Below are 16797 nucleotides of genomic sequence, written 5' to 3' on the forward strand. Positions count from 1 at the left end.
ATCCAGTCCACTGATCCTGCCCACCACCGCGCGCCGACGACGGCGCCCTTAGTGAACGGAGATTCCCATGAAGCTCAACCGTCGCATGTTCCTCGCCACGACGGCCTCCGCGGCCGTCCTGACCGCCTTGGCGGCCTGCGCCAAGAACGGCTCCGGCTCCTCGGGCTCCACCGCCGGCGTGCCCACCGCCGCCCCCGACGAGCTCCAGGACGGGGGCACGCTGCGCTTCGGCATCGGCTCGGCGCCGACGAACTGGAACGCCGCGACCGTGGACGGCAACGTCGTCGACACACGGCTGGTCATGAAGTTTGTCGCCCCCTACGTCGTCGACTGGGCCGAGGACGGCAAGGCGACGCCGAACCCCGACTTCCTCACCAAGCTCGAGGCAGCGGAGGCCGGTGGCAAGACCGTGGTCACCGTGGCCGTCAACGAGAAGGCCACCTGGGGCAACGGACGCAAGTGGGACTCCGAGGACATCAAGGCGTTCTTCGACCACGTCAAGGACCCCAGCTACTCCTGGGCCTCCGTCGAGGGAATCGACAAGGTCGAGAAGGTCGAGATCGTGGACAAGCAGACCGCCAAGGTCACCTTCAACTCGGTCTACCCCGACTGGTCCTACGCCCTGGCCGGTATCTCCCCCAAGGAGCTCATGGCCGATGCCAAGACCTTCAACGAGTCGATGGCCGGCGCCACCAAGTTCAACAACGACTACTTCGCCGGCCCCTTCAAGATCAAGAGCTACGACGAGTCCAAGCAGGTCATCACCCTGGAGCGCAACGACAAGTGGTGGGGCGCCGCCCCCAAGCTCGAGACCGTCACCCTGCACGTTCTGGACGACTCGGCCATGGGACAGGCCTTCGCCAACAAGGAGATCGACGTCCTGGACTACATCTTCTCCGCCGACGTCTACCAGCAGGCCAGCGGCCGTGACGACGCCGAGGTCCGCCAGAACACCGGCCTGCAGTGGCGCCACATCATGTTCAACGCCTCCTCCGGCCCCCTGGCGGACAAGGCCGTGCGCCAGGCCATCACCCGGGCCTGCGACCGCGAGGCCATCGCCGCCTCCGACCTGGCGGGCCTGCCCGTGGACGCCAAGAAGACCCTCATGGGCAACCGCTTCTTCCTGCCCGTCCAGGAGGGCTACCAGGACAACTCCACCAGCTGGGGACACGACGTCGAGGCCGCCAAGAAGCTGCTCGACGGCGCCGGCTGGGTGGCCGGCTCCGACGGCGTGCGCGCCAAGGACGGCACGAAGCTCGAGCTGGTGATGACCATCCCCTCCAACGCCCCGGTGGCCACCAACGAGGCCAACCTCCTTCAGAAGCAGCTGGGCGAGGTCGGCATCAAGCTCAGCGTCTCCACGGTCGAGATCGACAAGTACTTCCCGGAGTACATCAACAAGAAGAACTACGCGCTGACGGCCTTCACCACCGAGAACACCCAGTACCCCTTGTCCAACGTGGGCCAGTACTACGCCTCGACCAGCCAGTCCAACTACACCGGACTGTCCGTTCCCGAGGTCGACCAGCACGTCGCCAAGATCGGCTCGACCCCCGACGGCGCTGAGCGCAACAAGCTCGCCAACGATCTCGACAAGATTCTGTGGGAGAACGTCTTCAACATCCCGATCTACCAGCGCATGCAGCTGACCGCCGTGCCCAAGACGCTGCGCAACTTCGGCGCCCAGGGGCTGGCCTCCTTCCGGCCCGAGAGCATCGGCTACGTCAAGAGCTGAGCCGGTGCCCTCAACTGGAGCGGATGACGACGGACGCGAGTCGGTGCGGCATGATGCGCCCGTGCAAGAAGACGTGCCCACCACCGTGACCACCACTGTGCCTCCGGTCATGCCGACCGTCGTCATCCGCTCCCTGCCGGCCCGCCTGGGCACCGTCCTCATCGGCCTGGCCGCGGCAGGGATGTCCCTGACGATCGGCCTGGCCGACGGCGCCGCCCACGGGCTGCGCACCCTGGCCTGGGCGGGGCTGCTCACCTTTCTCACCTGGCTGCTGTGGTGGGCCCCGCAGATCACCCTGGCCCCGCGGGCCCTCACCATCCGCAACGCCTGGCGCACTCACGTGCTGGGCTGGGACGAGGTCGAGATGTGCCGCACCCGCTGGGGGCTGTCGGTCGTCACCCGTGACGACGTCGAGGTGCGGGCCTCGGCCGCTCCCCGCCGCGGCGGCATGGCCGAGTCCTTCCGGCGCCGCCAGGAGCTGCGCGAGCAGCAGGAGCGGCGCGACGGTCTGCGGGCCGCCGAGCCGGCCCCGGCGGTGCGCCCGGAGTACCTGGTGGGGGAGGGAACTCACCGCACCAACCTCGACACCGGTGACGCCGGGGCGCTCATTGAGGCCTACGCCGAGCAGGTGCGCAGCCGTCCCGCTCGGGCCGCGGACGAGACAGCGCCCGGCGCGGCCGCCGGCGTGACCAGCAGCCTCAACCGCCCGGTCGTCGCCGCCGCCGGACTGCTCGCCGTCGCGCTCGCGGCCGTGACCGTGCTGCTGTGACGTGACCTACCACTGCTCTGATGGACGGCGAGAGGGACGAGTGCGCGCTGGGAGTGCGGGGGAGAGGTAGTCGAATGAAGCTGATGGCGGAGGACTACGTCGTTGAGTTTCTTGTGTCGCGAGGCCTGTATGTTCTGGCGAACTCGGCAGTTCCCGTATTGCTGGCGATAGCTGTCGCATCGGAGGGTTACAGCGCCTCCGGTGTCGGGCTGGTTCTCGGCGTGGGGGCGCTGCCGGGCATCCTGGGTGCGTTGCTGGCTCCGCAGATGCTGGTCCACGTCAGCCCCAAGACCATGTTCGGCGGTGCGGCAGCTGCATGGATCGTCATCTGTGGCGGGATCGCGATGCTGAGTCGTGCCGGCTCGGTTGGCCTCGGCGTGTACGTCACTGTGTCGTTCGCCTTGGAATTTGTCGCATCGATCATGTATCCAACGATGGGGTCCTATGTCGCTGACCTCGTGCGGCCGGATCTGCTGGATCGGATGAATTCTGCCAGGGCAGTCGTCGCCGGCCTGTGCGCGGTCGCCGGCCCTGGAGCTATTGCGCTGGTGCAGTCATGGCGAGGTGTTTCAGATGCTTGGTGGCTGGTCTCCCTACTGATGCTCGTGTGCCTGCTCTCCCAGAGCCGCCTGCCAAAGGGGCGCAGAACAGGAGGTGCGGATCGCGTGGCCGCGCTGAAGCGGGGACTGCAGGCCGCTGCACGTTCCCGAGGTGTTCTCGTTGTGCTGGTCGCCTCCGGGGTGTGGCACTTTACTGTGTGGGGAAGTTACATGACGCTATTCCCCGTCGTGCTGCGCGATGAGTATCAGGCGTTATGGTTCATCGGTGTCAGCGAGTCCTTGTTTGCGGTCGGTGGAATCGTGGGGTCCTTGGTTCGTCTGCCATCCCGCTTGTCGCGCCCAGTGCTCTGCCTGATTGCGCTTCTCAGCTTCGTTCCGGTTCCGGTCAGCGTGGTGCTCGGTGCGCCTCTATGGCTGGTCGCGGTGTCCCTCTTCGGGTCAAGTACGGTGATCGCGTCAACGAGTGTGGCTTGGGAGACGTTTCTTCAGTCTCGAGTCGAGCGTGACGCACTGCCTTCTGTGTTCGCCTTGGACTACCTCGCCGGGGATGGCGTCGCGCCGCTTGGCTATGTGGCTGTTCCTGCCCTTGCGGTGTGGCTGGGGCAGGATGCGGGTGTACTGATGACCGCTGGGGTATGCGTCGTGGTGCTGCTGGGGTGCCTGTGGGCGTATGCCGTTTCTCCGGAGGTGGAGGACGTCGAATCGGCTGCGGAGTGATCGGCAGCAGGTGGCTCGCAGTTCCGCAAGGCGGTTGATGCTGCCGGCGCCTGAATGGTCGAGGTGAGGGGCGGCACATGCCGGGTGTTGGCCCGGCCATGGCAGGTCGCGACCGGCGTCCTCTAGTCTTTCCCTGTTTCGTGCCCTGTGGTCGGTGCCTGAGCGGTGCCTGACCCGCGGCGTCCTCCCACCGGAAGAAGTGCCCCCTATGAGCGTGCGCCAGGATCTGCGCAACGTCGCCATTGTCGCCCACGTCGACCACGGCAAGACCACTCTTGTCGACGCCATGCTCTGGGAGGCGGGGGCCTTCGGGGCCCGGGCCACCGAGGAGACCACCGGTGAGCGCGTCATGGACTCCGGCGAGCTGGAGCGTGAGAAGGGCATCACGATCCTCGCCAAGAACACGGCGGTCCACTACTCGGGCCCCTCCGCCGCGGATGCCGGATGCCCCGAGGGCATCGTCATCAACGTCATCGACACCCCCGGTCACGCCGACTTCGGCGGTGAGGTCGAGCGCGGGCTGTCCATGGTCGACGGCGTCGTCCTCCTTGTCGACGCCTCCGAGGGGCCCCTGCCCCAGACCCGCTTCGTGCTGCGCAAGGCCCTGGCAGCGAACCTGCCGGTCATCCTCGTGGTCAACAAGGTGGACCGCCCCGACTCCCGGCTCGACGAGGTCGTCGGAGAGTCCACCGACCTGCTGCTGTCCCTGGCCAGCGACCTGGCCGACGAGCACCCCGACATCGACCTCGACGCCGTCCTGGACGTGCCCGTCATCTACGCCTCCGCCAAGGCCCGCCGCGCCGACACCGAGGCCCCGGCCGACGGCGAGCTGCTGGCCAACGACAACCTCGAGCCGCTCTTCCGCACCATCATCGAGCGGATCCCCGGCCCCTCCTACGAGGAGGGCGCCCCCCTGCAGGCCCACGTCACCAACCTGGACGCCTCACCCTTCCTGGGCCGCCTGGCGCTGCTGCGCATCCACAACGGCACCCTGCGCAAGGGGCAGACGGTGGCCTGGGCCCGCCACGACGGCTCGCTGGCCTCCGCCCGCGTCTCCGAGCTCCTCGTCACCGAGGGGCTGGACCGCAAGCCCGCCGAAGAGGCGCACGCCGGCGACATCGTCGCCGTCGCCGGGATCGAGGACATCACCATCGGCGAGTCCCTTGTGGACCCTGAGGACCCCCGCCCCCTGCCGCTCATCACCGTGGACGACCCGGCCATCGCCATGACCATCGGCATTAACACCTCCCCGATGGCCGGGCGCACCAAGGGCGCGAAGGTCACCGCCCGCCAGGTCAAGGACCGCCTGGACCGCGAGCTCATCGGCAACGTATCCCTGCGGGTCCTGCCCACCACCCGGCCCGACGCCTGGGAGGTCCAGGGGCGCGGCGAGCTGGCGCTGGCGATCCTCGTGGAGCAGATGCGCCGTGAGGGATTCGAGCTGACCGTCGGCAAGCCCCAGGTGGTCACCCGCACCATCGACGGCAAGCGCCACGAGCCCATCGAGCGCATGACCATCGACGTCCCCGAGGAGTACCTGGGCGCCGTCACTCAGCTCATGGCCGCCCGCAAGGGCCAGATGGAGACCATGACCAACCACGGCACCGGCTGGATCCGCATGGAGTTCCTCGTGCCGGCCCGCGGCCTCATCGGCTTCCGCACCCAGTTCCTCACCGAGACCCGTGGCACCGGCATCGCCTCCTCCATCGCCGAGGGCTACGCCCCCTGGGCCGGGAAGATCGTCTCGCGCACCACCGGCTCCCTCGTCTCCGACCGCGCCGGGGCCGTGACCGCTTACGCGCTCATCCGCCTGCAGGACCGCGGCAGCTTCTTCGTCGAGCCCACCCAGGAGACCTACGAGGGGCAGGTCGTGGGGGAGAACCCCCGCGGCGAGGACATGGACGTCAACGTGGTCCGTGAGAAGCAGCAGACCAACATGCGCTCCTCGACCGCGGACACCTTCGAGGCCCTTGTGCCGCCGCGCCGCCTCACCCTGGAGGAGGCCCTCGAGTTCGCCGCCGACGACGAGTGCGTCGAGGTCACCCCGGAGGCCGTGCGCATCCGCAAGGTCATCCTCAACTCCCAGGAGCGTTTCCGCGAGAACGCCCGCCGTCGTCGTGCCGAGGCCTGAGAGGAACCGCCGCCCATGAGCCAGTCCGTCAACCGCGGGGAGAAGCCTGCCGCCCCCGAGGCCGCAGCCGACGCCGTCGAGTCCGTTGAGGCTGCTGCGCCGGCCGAGTCCGTTGAGCAGGCCGAGGATGCTGCGGCGGTCGAGGAGTCTGAGGAGACTCTGGCCGCCGAGCGGCCTGAGGGGCGGACGGCCGAGGATGACTCCGCCGAGGGCGGGGACGCCGATGACACCCCGACCCTCAACCTCGATGAGGAGTCCCAGGACGATCCGGATGAGGAGCCCGGCGCTGAGGCCCGTGAGGCGCAGGAGACCGCTGCTGAGGCTGTCGAGGCCGTGAAGCCCGCTCAGGTGGCCGAGCCGGCCGAGTCCATCGAGCAGGCCGAGGAGGTTCCGGCCGTCGAGCGGCCCGAGGATGGGACGGCCGAGGGCGACTCCGCTGAGGGCGGGGACGCCGATGGCACCCCGACTCTCAACCTTGACGACGAGTCCCAGGACGAGGAGGCTGAGTCTGCCGAACCGGTTGAGGCGGCTGAGGAGCCCGGCGCCGAGGCCCAGGAGGGGGAGTCCGCCGGGACGGTCGAGGTCGTGAAGCCCGCGGAGGTGGCCGAGGCGGCCCAGCCTGCTGCGCCTGCCGAGTCCGCTGTGCCTGTTGAGCCGGCTGAGTCCGTCGAGCACTCCGAGGAGTCTGAGGCGGTTCCGGCCGTCGTCGAGCAGGCTGAGGAGAAGGCTCCCGCCACTGAAGCCGCCGAACCGGTGGCGACGCCGGCATCGATGCGCGTCGTCGACGAGGCCACCACCCCTGCTGAGGCCTTCTCGCCCTATGAGTCGGCCGGCGCCGATGCGTCTGCCGAGACCCGGCGGGGCACCGCGTGGAGCCCCGATTCCGGCGACATGCCGCCGTCGATCGTGCCGAAGAGCCTGTCCGGGGCGTCGCCCTCGGCGCCCGAGCAGTCCACACCCGCCGTCGACGCCGCCCGAGCCGCTGAGCCCACCGAGGGCGATGCCGATCCGGTGGGGGACAACGCCGCCCCCGCAGCCGTCCCCGAGACTCTGGCCGCGGCCGCGACGACGCACAAGCCCGCCAAGGCCCAGAACGTCGCGAAGAAGACCAACAGCGCAGCAGTCGGGTCGGGCTCCTCGCGCCGTCGGCGCCTCATCCCCGCTGCCTGCGCCGCCGGGGCTGCGGCCCTGCTGCTGGCCTGGGGCGGCATCGCCTGGTGGACCACCCAGCACATTGCCTCTGGCACCACCGTCTCCGGCGTCGATGTTTCCGGCCTGAGCCCCAAGAAGGCCCACGAGCGTATCGGCAAGGGAGTCGGCGACCAGCTCGCCCAGCCCGTCACCCTCACCGTCGGGCAGGGAAGCTCCGAGCTCGTGCCCGCCAAGTCGGGAATCTCGGTCGACACCGACGCCTCGGTCAAGAAGCTCACCGGATTCACCCTCAACCCCCTCACCCTGGCCCAGCGCCTCGGTGGTCAGCACACTGACGCCGTCATCCGGGTCGATTCCACCGCGCTGCGCGGCGCCCTGGAGGACCGGGTCGACACGATGGCCAATGGTGCGGTCTCGGCGACCGTGACCCTGGATGGCACCAAGCCGGTCACCACGCCCGCGAGCAACGGCATCGGACTCGACGTCGAGGCCTCTCTCAAGCGGATCGGCGGCACCTGGCCCCTGGGGAAGAAGACTCTGGCCATGGCCGAGGGCACCGCGACCCCCGCCATCACCGACGAGGAGGCCTCCGCGTTCGTTGACGGCACCCTCACGCCGCTGCTCTCCAGCGGACTGACCGTGAACACGGCCGGAGCCGGCGCGCAGAGCAAGAACCCTGGCGCGGCCGCGGCCTTCTCACCGCAGGACACCGCTGAGATGCTGAAGATCTCCTCCGAGGGCGGCACCTTGAGCGCCACCTTCGACCCGACCGCGCTGCGCGACGCCATCGTCGCCAGAGTCGGCCAGGTCGAGACCCCCGCCCAGAACGCCACCTGGAAGATCGACGGCTCCGCCACCGGCGCCCCCGGGGCGCGTCCCCAGTACGTCCCCGCCGCTCAGGGGAAGACCATCGACACCGCCGCCCTGTCCGCGAGCCTGCTCAAGGCCGGCACCTCCGCCACCGACGTCGCCGGCCGGACCGTGACCCTGCCGATGGTCGTGTCCGAGCCGACGGTGAAGACGCCGCAGAACGAGTGGGGCATCAGCGAGGCGATCGGCGAGTTCGCCACCCCGTACAACGCCGGGGACGCGCCGCGCACCCAGAACCTCACCCGCGGGGCCGAGCTCGTCAACGGCACCGTCGTCAAGCCCGGCGAGGTCTTCTCCCTGGAGAAGACCCTCGGCGAGGTCGACTACGAGCATGGCTTCGCCGATGCCGGAGTCATCTCCAACGGGCAGCACGTCGACTCCCTGGGCGGCGGGCTGAGCCAGGTGGCCACCACCGTCTTCAACGCCGGCTTTGAGGCCGGTATGGACGACACCGAGCACCATGCCCACCAGTACTACTTCGACCGCTACCCGGCCGGACGCGAGGCCACCTTGTGGACCGGCAAGCTCGACGTGAAGTTCACGAACTCCACGTCCCACGCGGTGTTGGTCCAGGCCTGGCTGGACGGCGAGCAGATCCATGTGCGGATGTGGTCCACGAAGTACTACGACGTGTCGATCACCTCCTCGGACCGGTTCAACTTCCGCCCGGTGTCCACCGAGCGCAAGTCCGGCCCCGGCTGCGAGCCCTACTCGGGTGGCAACCCCGGCTTCGACATCACCGTCACCCGCACCCGCAAGCACGACGGCAAGGCCCTGCCCGACGACGTGCTCACCACCCAGTACGCCGCCGACAACGACATCGTCTGCTCCTGAGACGGGGCGCCCCGGCAGCCTGGAGCCCTGCCGGGGTGCAGCGCCGGTGCGGGGTTGATGTCAGCGCCATGGACACTGAGGCCTTTCTCGGCGCTCCGACGTCGGTGTTACCTGTGACATTCGCGCCGCGGCAGTGACGTAATCGAGGTGTGGCAACCCTGAGTTTTCGGCGTGCTGACGGCCACTCTTTCACCTCTTGGGCCGACGGGCGCCGGGGGACCATACTTGGCCCGACCCCGCTCACCCGCGCGGGAGGATTCCCCTGAGAAGAAAGGACACTGCTGCCATGACGTACGTCATTGCCCAGCCCTGCGTCGACGTCAAGGACCGCGCCTGCGTCGACGAGTGTCCCGTCGACTGCATCTACGAGGGTGAACGCAGCCTCTACATCAACGCCGACGAGTGCGTCGACTGCGGCGCCTGCGAGCCCGTCTGCCCCACCGAGGCGATCTTCTACGAGGACGATGTTCCCGAGGAGTGGGAGGACTACACCCGCGCCAACATCGACTTCTTCGAGCTCAAGGGACTCGGCTCGCCCGGCGGCGCCCAGAGGACCGGCGCGCTGGACTACGACGACCCCATGATCGCCGCCCTGCCCCCGCAGAACGAGGAGTGGAAAGAGGCCAACGGCTACTGAGCCTGGCGGGCCGGGGGTGGAGACGCCCCCGGCCCGTGAGGAAGAATCAGGGCCCGTGACCACCAGCGCGACACCTGAGACCCTCCCCAGCCTCCACCTGCCCCGCCGACTCGCCCTGCCCGACTTCCCCTGGGACTCGCTGACCCCCTACCGGGAGCGGGCCGCCCAGCACCCGGACGGCGTCGTCGACCTCGCGGTGGGCACGCCCGTCGACCCCACCCCTGAGATCGCCCGCAACGCCCTGTTCTCGGCAGCCAACGCCCCCGGCTACCCGACGGCGGTCGGCGCCCCCGTGGTGCGTGCCGCCATCACCGAGTGGATGGAGCGACGTCGGGGCGTAGCCGGCCTCGGTGATGACGAGGTCATCCCCACCATCGGCTCCAAGGAGTCCGTGGCCCTCCTGCCGCTGCACCTGGGGGTGCATCCCGGCGACCTCGTTCTGCACCCGCGTGCCGCCTACCCCACCTACGACGTCGGCGCCCGCCTCGTGGGGGCCACTCCCGTGCCCGTGGACACCGACGCCGACCCCGCCACCTGGGGCATCGCCGAGGACGCGCCCGTGGCCGTCGTCTGGCTCAACAGCCCCGGCAACCCCGACGGGCACGTCCTGAGCGTCGAACAGATGGCCCGGATCGTCGCCTGGGCCCGGGCGCGGGGCGCCGTCGTCATCTCCGACGAGTGCTACGCCGAGCTCGGCTGGGAGGGGCCGTGGGACACCCAGCCGATCCCGAGCCTCCTGGACCCCCGGGTCGGGGGAGCCGCGGGCCGAAGCGGCCTGCTCGCCCTGTACTCCCTTTCCAAGCAGTCCAACCTGGCCGGCTACCGGGCGGCCTTCCTCGCCGGCGACGCGCGGCTCGTGGGCGCTGTCACCGAGGTGCGCAAGCACACCGGCATGCTCATGCCGACTCCGGTGCAGGCGGCCCTCGTGGCCGCCCTCGGCGACGAGGCGCACATGGAGGTGCAGAAGGAGGTCTACCGGGAGCGCCGTGAGGTGCTCGTCGAGGCGACCGCTGCTGCCGGGCTCGTCAACGATCCGGCCTCCGTGGCCGGCCTGTACCTGTGGCTCCGGGGGCCCGAGTCGATGAGCGCCTACGAGCTCGTGGGGGCCTTCGCCGAGCTCGGAATCGTCGTGGCCCCCGGCGACTTCTACGGCGAGGCCGGGGCCGGGCGGGTGCGCATGAGCCTGACCGACACTGACGAGCGCGTGGCCGCCGCCGCCGCGCGCCTGCGCTCTCCCGAGGCCGCCGCCCTCTTCGCCGGCTGAGACCGGCCGGTCCCGGTCAGTCGACCTCGGGCCACTCGGAAGTGAGATAGGCCCCGACGGCGCGGTGTTGGAATCGGTAGGGCCTACCGCGCCGGATAATCCTGCGGGTCAGGTCGAGCCGCTGCGCGGTGGGGCCCGCGTCCGTGGCCCTCTTGTGGCCGAGCCGGTTAGCGATGTTCGTCAGAGAACGCTCCTCGGGTGCGAGCTCGGCCATTGCCTCGACGAACTCCCTCTCGCGTGGTGGGAGCCGGTCGAGGATGCGCTGCACATGCGAATCCGCCTCGTGGACCGCCTGCCTGCTCCATCCGGTACGGACGTGCTCGGCGGTGATGATGCTGTCAGTGCTGGCGTGCCAGGCGCACTGCCCGGCGAGCTGGAAAAGGAATGGCTCTCCGCAGGAGAGCTCGACGATGGCGCGTTGGGCGTCGGGCTCCATGAAGATCCGATCTGTGCCGCCGTCGGCCGTGGTGATGGGCCATCCCTGGCTGATGAAGGGGTGGAGTGCGGTCAGGAGGTCGTCGTCGTCGATGGTCTCCAGCGTGGTGGTTTGGAAGCGGCGCGCGAAGGTGGCACCGGATCGGGCTCCGGCCATGTCCGCGAACTCGGGCAGCCCGGTCAGGTAGACGGCGATAGGCAGCGCCGAGCCAACGCTCAGTCCGCCGGGAAGGGTCGTGGGCTCTTCGTGAGTGAGCGCGTCACCCAGGGCGATGAGCAGCTGGGAGCGCGCGTGCTCATCAGTGATGTTCTGGACCTCGTCGATGTGGATCATCACCACGGCATGGCGCTTGGTGGCCGCACGGCCGATCTCAATGAGCAGATCAGTCAGGGCGGAATACGGCTCGGGGCCGTCCTGGGCGCGCACGGACAGGGAGATGCCGGAGGCTGCCACGGACTCAACGCGGCGCAGGAGGTCGCCGATGCGCTGCTCCCTGGCTGCTGGCAGACCCGCCGTGTCGGCGAGGGTCAGCAGAGCCGAGGCGACTCGCTTGATGGGGTCGCTCCCCGACGGGATGCGCAGCTGCGGCGTGACCCAGTCGCCATCCTCCAAGGCCTCACTCGCGATCCGGCGCACCAACGCGGACTTTCCGGAGCCGGCTTCCCCCAGGATTGTGCGGCCGCGCTCGTGGATGCCGGCGGCGCGGCGCGGGCGAAGGGTGTCTCGCCAGTCGCTGAGGTGCTCGATGCGCCCCGCCCACACCAGAGGCACCGTGTCTGAGCCTGGGCTGAACGGCGAGTCAAGGGGAGTCCTCATGCTGATAAGTTTATCAACAAGCGACTGGCTTGATAAGTTTATCAAGCGCGGGTGGGCGTCCGGCTGCTGCCCCCGGCGGGCTGATCCGGGCTGATCGGCCGATCCGGTGGCCCGCGATGAGCCCATGAAACGACGCCGTGACGACGCACCCCGTACAGTGGACGCTGGGCCCGCCGGAACCCCGTGGGCCCAGGTCTCGCCGTCGCGATGCGTGCGGCCCCGAGCCCCCCAGGAGGCATGATGACGAGCACCCCCACCACCGCCGCGGCCGAGCAGCCCGAGCAGAGCCGGACCAGCGCCGTCGGCGGTCCTGGCCTGCTGGCCGTTGACGGCACCAACCTCGAGCTGCCGCGCACCCCGGCGACCGACGGCGCCGACGGCCTGGGCGTGTCCAAGCTGCTGGGCTCCACCGGCGTGGTGACGCTCGACCCGGGCTTCACCAACACGGCGTCGTGCACCTCGCAGATCACCTACATCGACGGCGCGGCCGGGATCCTGCGCTACCGCGGCTACCCGATCGAGGAGCTGGCCAAGTCCTCGACCTTCCTGGAGGTCGCCTACCTCCTCATCAACGGCGATCTGCCCGACCGCGAGTCCTTCGCGCGCATGGAGCGGCGCATCTCGCGCCACCGGCTCCTGCATGAGGACTTCCGCGGCTTCTTCACCTCCTTCCCCTCGTCGGGCCACCCGATGGCGATCCTCCAGGCCGGGATCGCGGGCCTGGCAACCTACTACGAGGACACCCTCGACCCGCACGACCCCTACGAGCGTGAGCTCGCCACCGTGCTGCTGCTGGCCAAGATGCCCACGATGATTAGCTACATCGCCCGGCGCGCCATCGGACTGCCGCTGCTCTACCCCGACCCGCAGCGCTCCTACGTCGAGGACTTCATCCGCCTGACCTTCGGCATGCCCTACCAGTCCTACGAGATCGACCCGGCCGTGGTGCGGGCCCTGGACATGCTGCTCATCCTGCACGCCGACCACGAGCAGAACTGCTCAACCTCCACGGTGCGCCTCGTGGGCTCGGCCGACGCCAACATGTACGCCTCCGTGGCCGCGGGCGTGGGCGCCCTGTCCGGGCCGCTGCACGGCGGCGCCAACGAGGCCGTCCTGCGGATGCTGGACACCATCCAGAGCTCGGGGATGAGCACGGCCGAGTTCGTCCGCAAGGTCAAGGACAAGGAGGACGGAGTGCGGCTCATGGGCTTCGGCCACCGGGTCTACAAGAACTACGACCCGCGCGCCGCCATCGTCAAGGAGACCGCCCACGACGTTCTGACCCGCCTGGGCTCCGACGACGGCGACCGCAAGCTCGAGATCGCCATGGAGCTGGAGGAGACGGCGCTGCGCGACGAGTACTTCGTCTCGCGCAGCCTCTACCCGAACGTCGACTTCTACACCGGCCTCATCTACCAGGCGATGGGCTTCCCCACGAAGATGTTCACGCCCCTGTTCGCCCTGGGGCGCCTGCCGGGCTGGATCGCCCAGTACCGCGAGATGATCGCCGATCCCGCCAAGCGCATCGGGCGGCCCCGACAGGTTTACGACGGCTCCACCGAGCGCCACTACGTGGCCATGCACCGCCGCAAGCACGACGACGGCCAGTACCCGGCCACCCGCGCCGGTGTCCCCAGCCTCGACCGCGTCACCAGGGTCTGAGTCACCAGAGTCTGAGCTTCACGGGCCACGCCGGTTGCCCAGGGCTGATTGTCTGTGGCCGGTTGTCTGGGGCCGGGCGATGCGGTTCGGGAACGTACATTCCCGACGAGGACTGCGTTCTCCCCCAAACCACTGAGGTCCGCCCGCAGTGGTTTGGGGGAGAAGTACGTCCCCGACGCAGAAGTACGTCGTCGATCAGGGCGTTGGGCCGTCCAGCGCGTCTCCTCGCCTACAGGCAGGCCAGGTTGATCTTGCTCATGCGCAGGAGCTTCTCGCGGGTGGCGGCGTCGGCCATGAGTTCGGCAATGTTGTGGGGGACGACCTGCCAGGAGACGCCCCAGCGGTCGACGCACCAGCCGCAGTGCTCGGCCTCGGGCACGGCCGACAGCCCCGCCCAGTAGCGGTCGATCTCCTCCTGGTCCCGGCAGGAGACGATCATGGAAACCCCGGGTGTGAAGGTGAAGTCGTGGAAGGCCCCCGAGTCCATGGCTGCCATCCAGGTGCCGCGCAGCGTGAAGTCGGTGAACATGACGGCCCCCGCCTCTATCGGCCCGCCCTCCCCGTAGCGACGCAGGGCCCCGCGGCGGGCGTCGTCGAACAGAGCGATCCAGGCCTCGGTGGCCTCCTCGGCGTTGGCGTGGTTGGTGCCGCCGAACATGAAGGAGGGCAGGATGAAGGGGCGCGGCTCGCCGGCCGGGTCGGTGAGCATGAGCTGCCAGGTCATGCCGAAGCGGTCGCGAACCCAGGCGTAGCGCGGCGAGAAGGGGTACTCGCCCAGCTCCGTGAGCACACCGCCGGCGGAGAGATGCTCATAGAGCTCATCGAGGTAGGCCCGGGCCTGCTCCTCGCCACCGAACAGGAGCGGATCGAAGTTCAGGATGCAGCTGATCGACGGGTTCGGGGCGTCCTGGTCGCCGCCGTTGATAAGCGAGAGCTGGAATCCGTGGATGCTGACCGTGGCCGCGTAGCCGGGCACCTGCTCGACGACGGAGCCCTCGCGGAAGACGTCGGCGTAGAACTGGGCTGCCTCATCGGCGTTGCCGTTGCACCGGATGGCGGGAGTGATGAGCTGGTCCATGTGAACACCGTAGCGTGACAAGTGTTGGGGTCGCTCCGGGAGAGGAACGGCCCCAACACTGTGATCGGCGAGCCGGGTCATGCCTGGGTATCACCGGCTACGAGGTGACCTTGCGGCGGTAGTGGAGAACTGCTGTGCCGGCGAGCAGCCCGAGGATCGCCAGGGCCGTCAACCTGCTCGCGTTGATCCCTGTGTTGGGGAGGGAGCGCTTTGAAGCAGTAGTTGTCGGAGCGGCCGTGGGCGCCTGGGTGGGTGCTGGTGCGACGGCAGGAGTGGGTGTCGAGCCTCCACTGGGCGCAGGAGTTGGCTGGGTGCTGGGAGTCCACTGCATTACGGAGCTCCGAGCCGTACCGGATCCACGTACTGTCACCGATTTGTGTATCCTGATCGGCTAGAATTTTATCTTCCATGAACGGAGCGAAGTCGGTACTGGTTTCGCTGGCACATGTCGGCGATTGTTTTCCACTTTCGATGACGGATGCTGGCTACCTCAGTGCGTTTCCATGTTACTGATTGATCTCCTCTCCGAGGCTGCTTGGACGGATCATTAGCGCGCTGAAGGTGCTCAGTAAGAATGCGGTGATGCCGATAGCGGTGAAGTTGCCGGTGAGAGTGAGCAGTGGGCCGCCGATAATCCCTGCCACCGTTGTACCGAGGTACATCACGGCGCTAGTGAGGGTGGAGATGGTGCCGCGCGCTGTGCTGTCAAGTTGCTGCAGGTGGAGCATGCGGACGCTGAGCATTGCGCCTCCGCAGGCGAAGAGGGGCAGGAATACCAACCCCACAACGATCGGAGGCGGAGATATGGCGAGCGTCAGATAGGCGATGCCCATCACTACGGCGCTCAGGTAGATGGCTTGGGTGGGGGTCATACGGCCGGTCAGTCGGACGCCGAAAAGGCTGCCGATCGTGTTACCGACCCCGCCGGCCAGGATGATGAGCGCCACGGTGACCTTCGACGTGCCCAGGCCGTCCTCCAACCAGGTCGGTGCGTATGTGAACACGGTGAAGAACGCCAGCGTGTACACGAGGTAGGACAGGAATCGTGTGATCGCCTGCGGCGCGTGGAGCAGGGTCAGGTATGGCACCTTCTTAGCTGCCGCGGTCGGGTGGATATCAGGGATCTGGTACCAGAGCGTGACTGTTAGCCCCAACGAACAGACCCCGATGATGGGGAAGACAATGCGCCAGTCTATGATTGCGAGGAGACTTCCGAGAGGGACCCCGACAACCTGAGCGATGGACAGTCCGGCGGTCGTATATCCCATGACGCGCAGAATGCGCTTCTGATCCGGGCCGACGAGGGCGGGAATCATCGCCCACACTTGCGGTGCAGCAATGGCCGCCGCACCGCCAGTGATGAAACGGAAGATGAACATCGTCCAGAATTCTGGGGAGACTGCGCAGGCGACTGTTGCCAATGCGAAAACCACCATCCCAAGCGTAAGGATGATCCGGCGGTTACCTCGGTCCGAGATTGGTCCGGACACCAGGCCGGTGAGCGCGTATCCGATCGCATAGATGCTGACCAGCCAGCCACTCTGCGTCGTCGACACGTCGAATGTCTTGGCCAGTGACGGCAGCAGTGGCGCGACGACGAAGGTGTCCGAACCGATCAGGAACATGACCGCGAACCCGAGTAGTGAAAGTTTTCTGCCCATACCGTCCTCCAGTCCGTAGAGAGCGCCTCAACGCTAAGCCTTGACAGTGCTGTCAATGTCAAGAGATGCTGGCGCGGTCCAGTAAGTTGATCGAAGAGGGGCGTATGCGCATCAACGAAGCTGCCCGGCATGCTGGGACCAGTCCACGGATGCTGCGCTACTACGAGGCTGAGGGGCTGCTGGCGCCCGTGCGTCGTGACAACGGCTATCGCGACTACGGTGCTGGAGAGGTTCTCGCTGCCCGCCAGATCGTCGCGCTGTCCCACGCCGGCTTGCCCCTCTCGCTCATCAGGACGGTGCTGCCATGTGCCACAGAAAGCGGTGCGTTGAGGGCGTGCCCCTCGGTCGCGCCCGAGCTGCGCCGTCGGCTCCGCGACGTCGAAGAACAGATTGACGCGCTTGCGAGCGGCGCCGAGGTCATCAGGAGCCTCCTCGACAACCTTCAAGACGTCGCATCTGCCTAGCCCGCCATATA

13 protein-coding genes are annotated in these 16797 nt (G+C 68.3%); 9 read left to right on the forward strand and 4 right to left on the reverse strand.

What is annotated here, in order from left to right; genetic code table 11:
* Positions 1-67 precede the first annotated feature (67 nt).
* The 7 genes from HMPREF3165_RS02025 (at position 68) to dapC (ending at position 10669) form a co-directional block, all read left to right on the forward strand.
* Positions 68-1735 carry an ABC transporter family substrate-binding protein gene (locus HMPREF3165_RS02025; RefSeq protein WP_070510508.1) on the forward strand — a complete coding sequence of 556 codons (1668 nt, stop codon included), beginning with the start codon at positions 68-70 and terminating at the stop codon, positions 1733-1735.
* A 73-nt stretch (positions 1736-1808) separates the two neighbouring features.
* Positions 1809-2504, forward strand: coding sequence for a hypothetical protein (locus tag HMPREF3165_RS02030; RefSeq protein WP_256274771.1), 696 nt, complete (start codon positions 1809-1811; stop codon positions 2502-2504).
* Between the two features lie 74 nt (positions 2505-2578).
* Positions 2579-3781 (forward strand): MFS transporter, encoded by a 1203-nt coding sequence (locus tag HMPREF3165_RS02035; RefSeq protein ID WP_070510510.1) that lies wholly within the window; start codon positions 2579-2581, stop codon positions 3779-3781.
* Positions 3782-3989: 208 nt separating this feature from the next.
* Positions 3990-5912, forward strand: a complete 1923-nt coding sequence (gene typA, locus HMPREF3165_RS02040; protein ID WP_070510512.1) for a translational GTPase TypA — start codon at positions 3990-3992, stop codon at positions 5910-5912.
* A gap of 15 nt (positions 5913-5927) precedes the next feature.
* Positions 5928-8768 carry a VanW family protein gene (locus HMPREF3165_RS13580; RefSeq protein ID WP_256274772.1) on the forward strand — a complete coding sequence of 947 codons (2841 nt, stop codon included), beginning with the start codon at positions 5928-5930 and terminating at the stop codon, positions 8766-8768.
* Positions 8769-9054: 286 nt separating this feature from the next.
* Positions 9055-9405, forward strand: coding sequence for a ferredoxin (fdxA, locus tag HMPREF3165_RS02050; protein ID WP_009394099.1), 351 nt, complete (start codon positions 9055-9057; stop codon positions 9403-9405).
* A gap of 55 nt (positions 9406-9460) precedes the next feature.
* Positions 9461-10669: a succinyldiaminopimelate transaminase gene (gene dapC, locus HMPREF3165_RS02055; RefSeq protein ID WP_070510514.1), complete on the forward strand. Its 1209-nt coding sequence runs from the start codon at positions 9461-9463 to the stop codon at positions 10667-10669.
* 16 nt (positions 10670-10685) lie between these two features.
* Here the strand turns inward: dapC and HMPREF3165_RS02060 are convergent, their stop codons facing one another.
* On the reverse strand, positions 10686-11921 hold the full coding sequence (locus HMPREF3165_RS02060; protein WP_070510516.1) for an ATP-binding protein: 1236 nt from the start codon (positions 11919-11921) through the stop codon (positions 10686-10688).
* A gap of 240 nt (positions 11922-12161) precedes the next feature.
* Between HMPREF3165_RS02060 and HMPREF3165_RS02065 the strand changes: the two genes are divergently transcribed.
* Positions 12162-13583, forward strand: coding sequence for a citrate synthase (locus tag HMPREF3165_RS02065; RefSeq protein WP_070510519.1), 1422 nt, complete (start codon positions 12162-12164; stop codon positions 13581-13583).
* A gap of 229 nt (positions 13584-13812) precedes the next feature.
* On the opposite strand, the gene HMPREF3165_RS02070 is transcribed toward HMPREF3165_RS02065, so the two are convergent.
* The 3 genes from HMPREF3165_RS02070 to HMPREF3165_RS02075 form a co-directional block, all read right to left on the reverse strand.
* A complete protein-coding gene (locus tag HMPREF3165_RS02070; protein ID WP_070510521.1) occupies positions 13813-14661 on the reverse strand; it encodes a VOC family protein in 849 nt (282 codons plus the stop codon).
* Between the two features lie 97 nt (positions 14662-14758).
* Complete coding sequence (locus HMPREF3165_RS12610) at positions 14759-14992, reverse strand: LPXTG cell wall anchor domain-containing protein (RefSeq protein ID WP_232211308.1); 234 nt, start codon at positions 14990-14992, stop codon at positions 14759-14761.
* 175 nt (positions 14993-15167) lie between these two features.
* Entirely contained in the window at positions 15168-16322 is a 1155-nt protein-coding gene (locus HMPREF3165_RS02075; RefSeq protein WP_070510523.1) for an MFS transporter, read from the reverse strand.
* 104 nt (positions 16323-16426) lie between these two features.
* Here HMPREF3165_RS02075 and HMPREF3165_RS02080 point away from each other — a divergent pair, with 104 nt between their 5' ends.
* A complete protein-coding gene (locus tag HMPREF3165_RS02080; RefSeq protein WP_070510617.1) occupies positions 16427-16786 on the forward strand; it encodes a MerR family transcriptional regulator in 360 nt (119 codons plus the stop codon).
* Positions 16787-16797: the final 11 nt, after the last annotated feature.

Source organism: Actinomyces sp. HMSC08A09, assembly GCF_001807465.1.
GTDB classification, from domain to species: Bacteria; Actinomycetota; Actinomycetes; order Actinomycetales; family Actinomycetaceae; genus Actinomyces; species Actinomyces oris.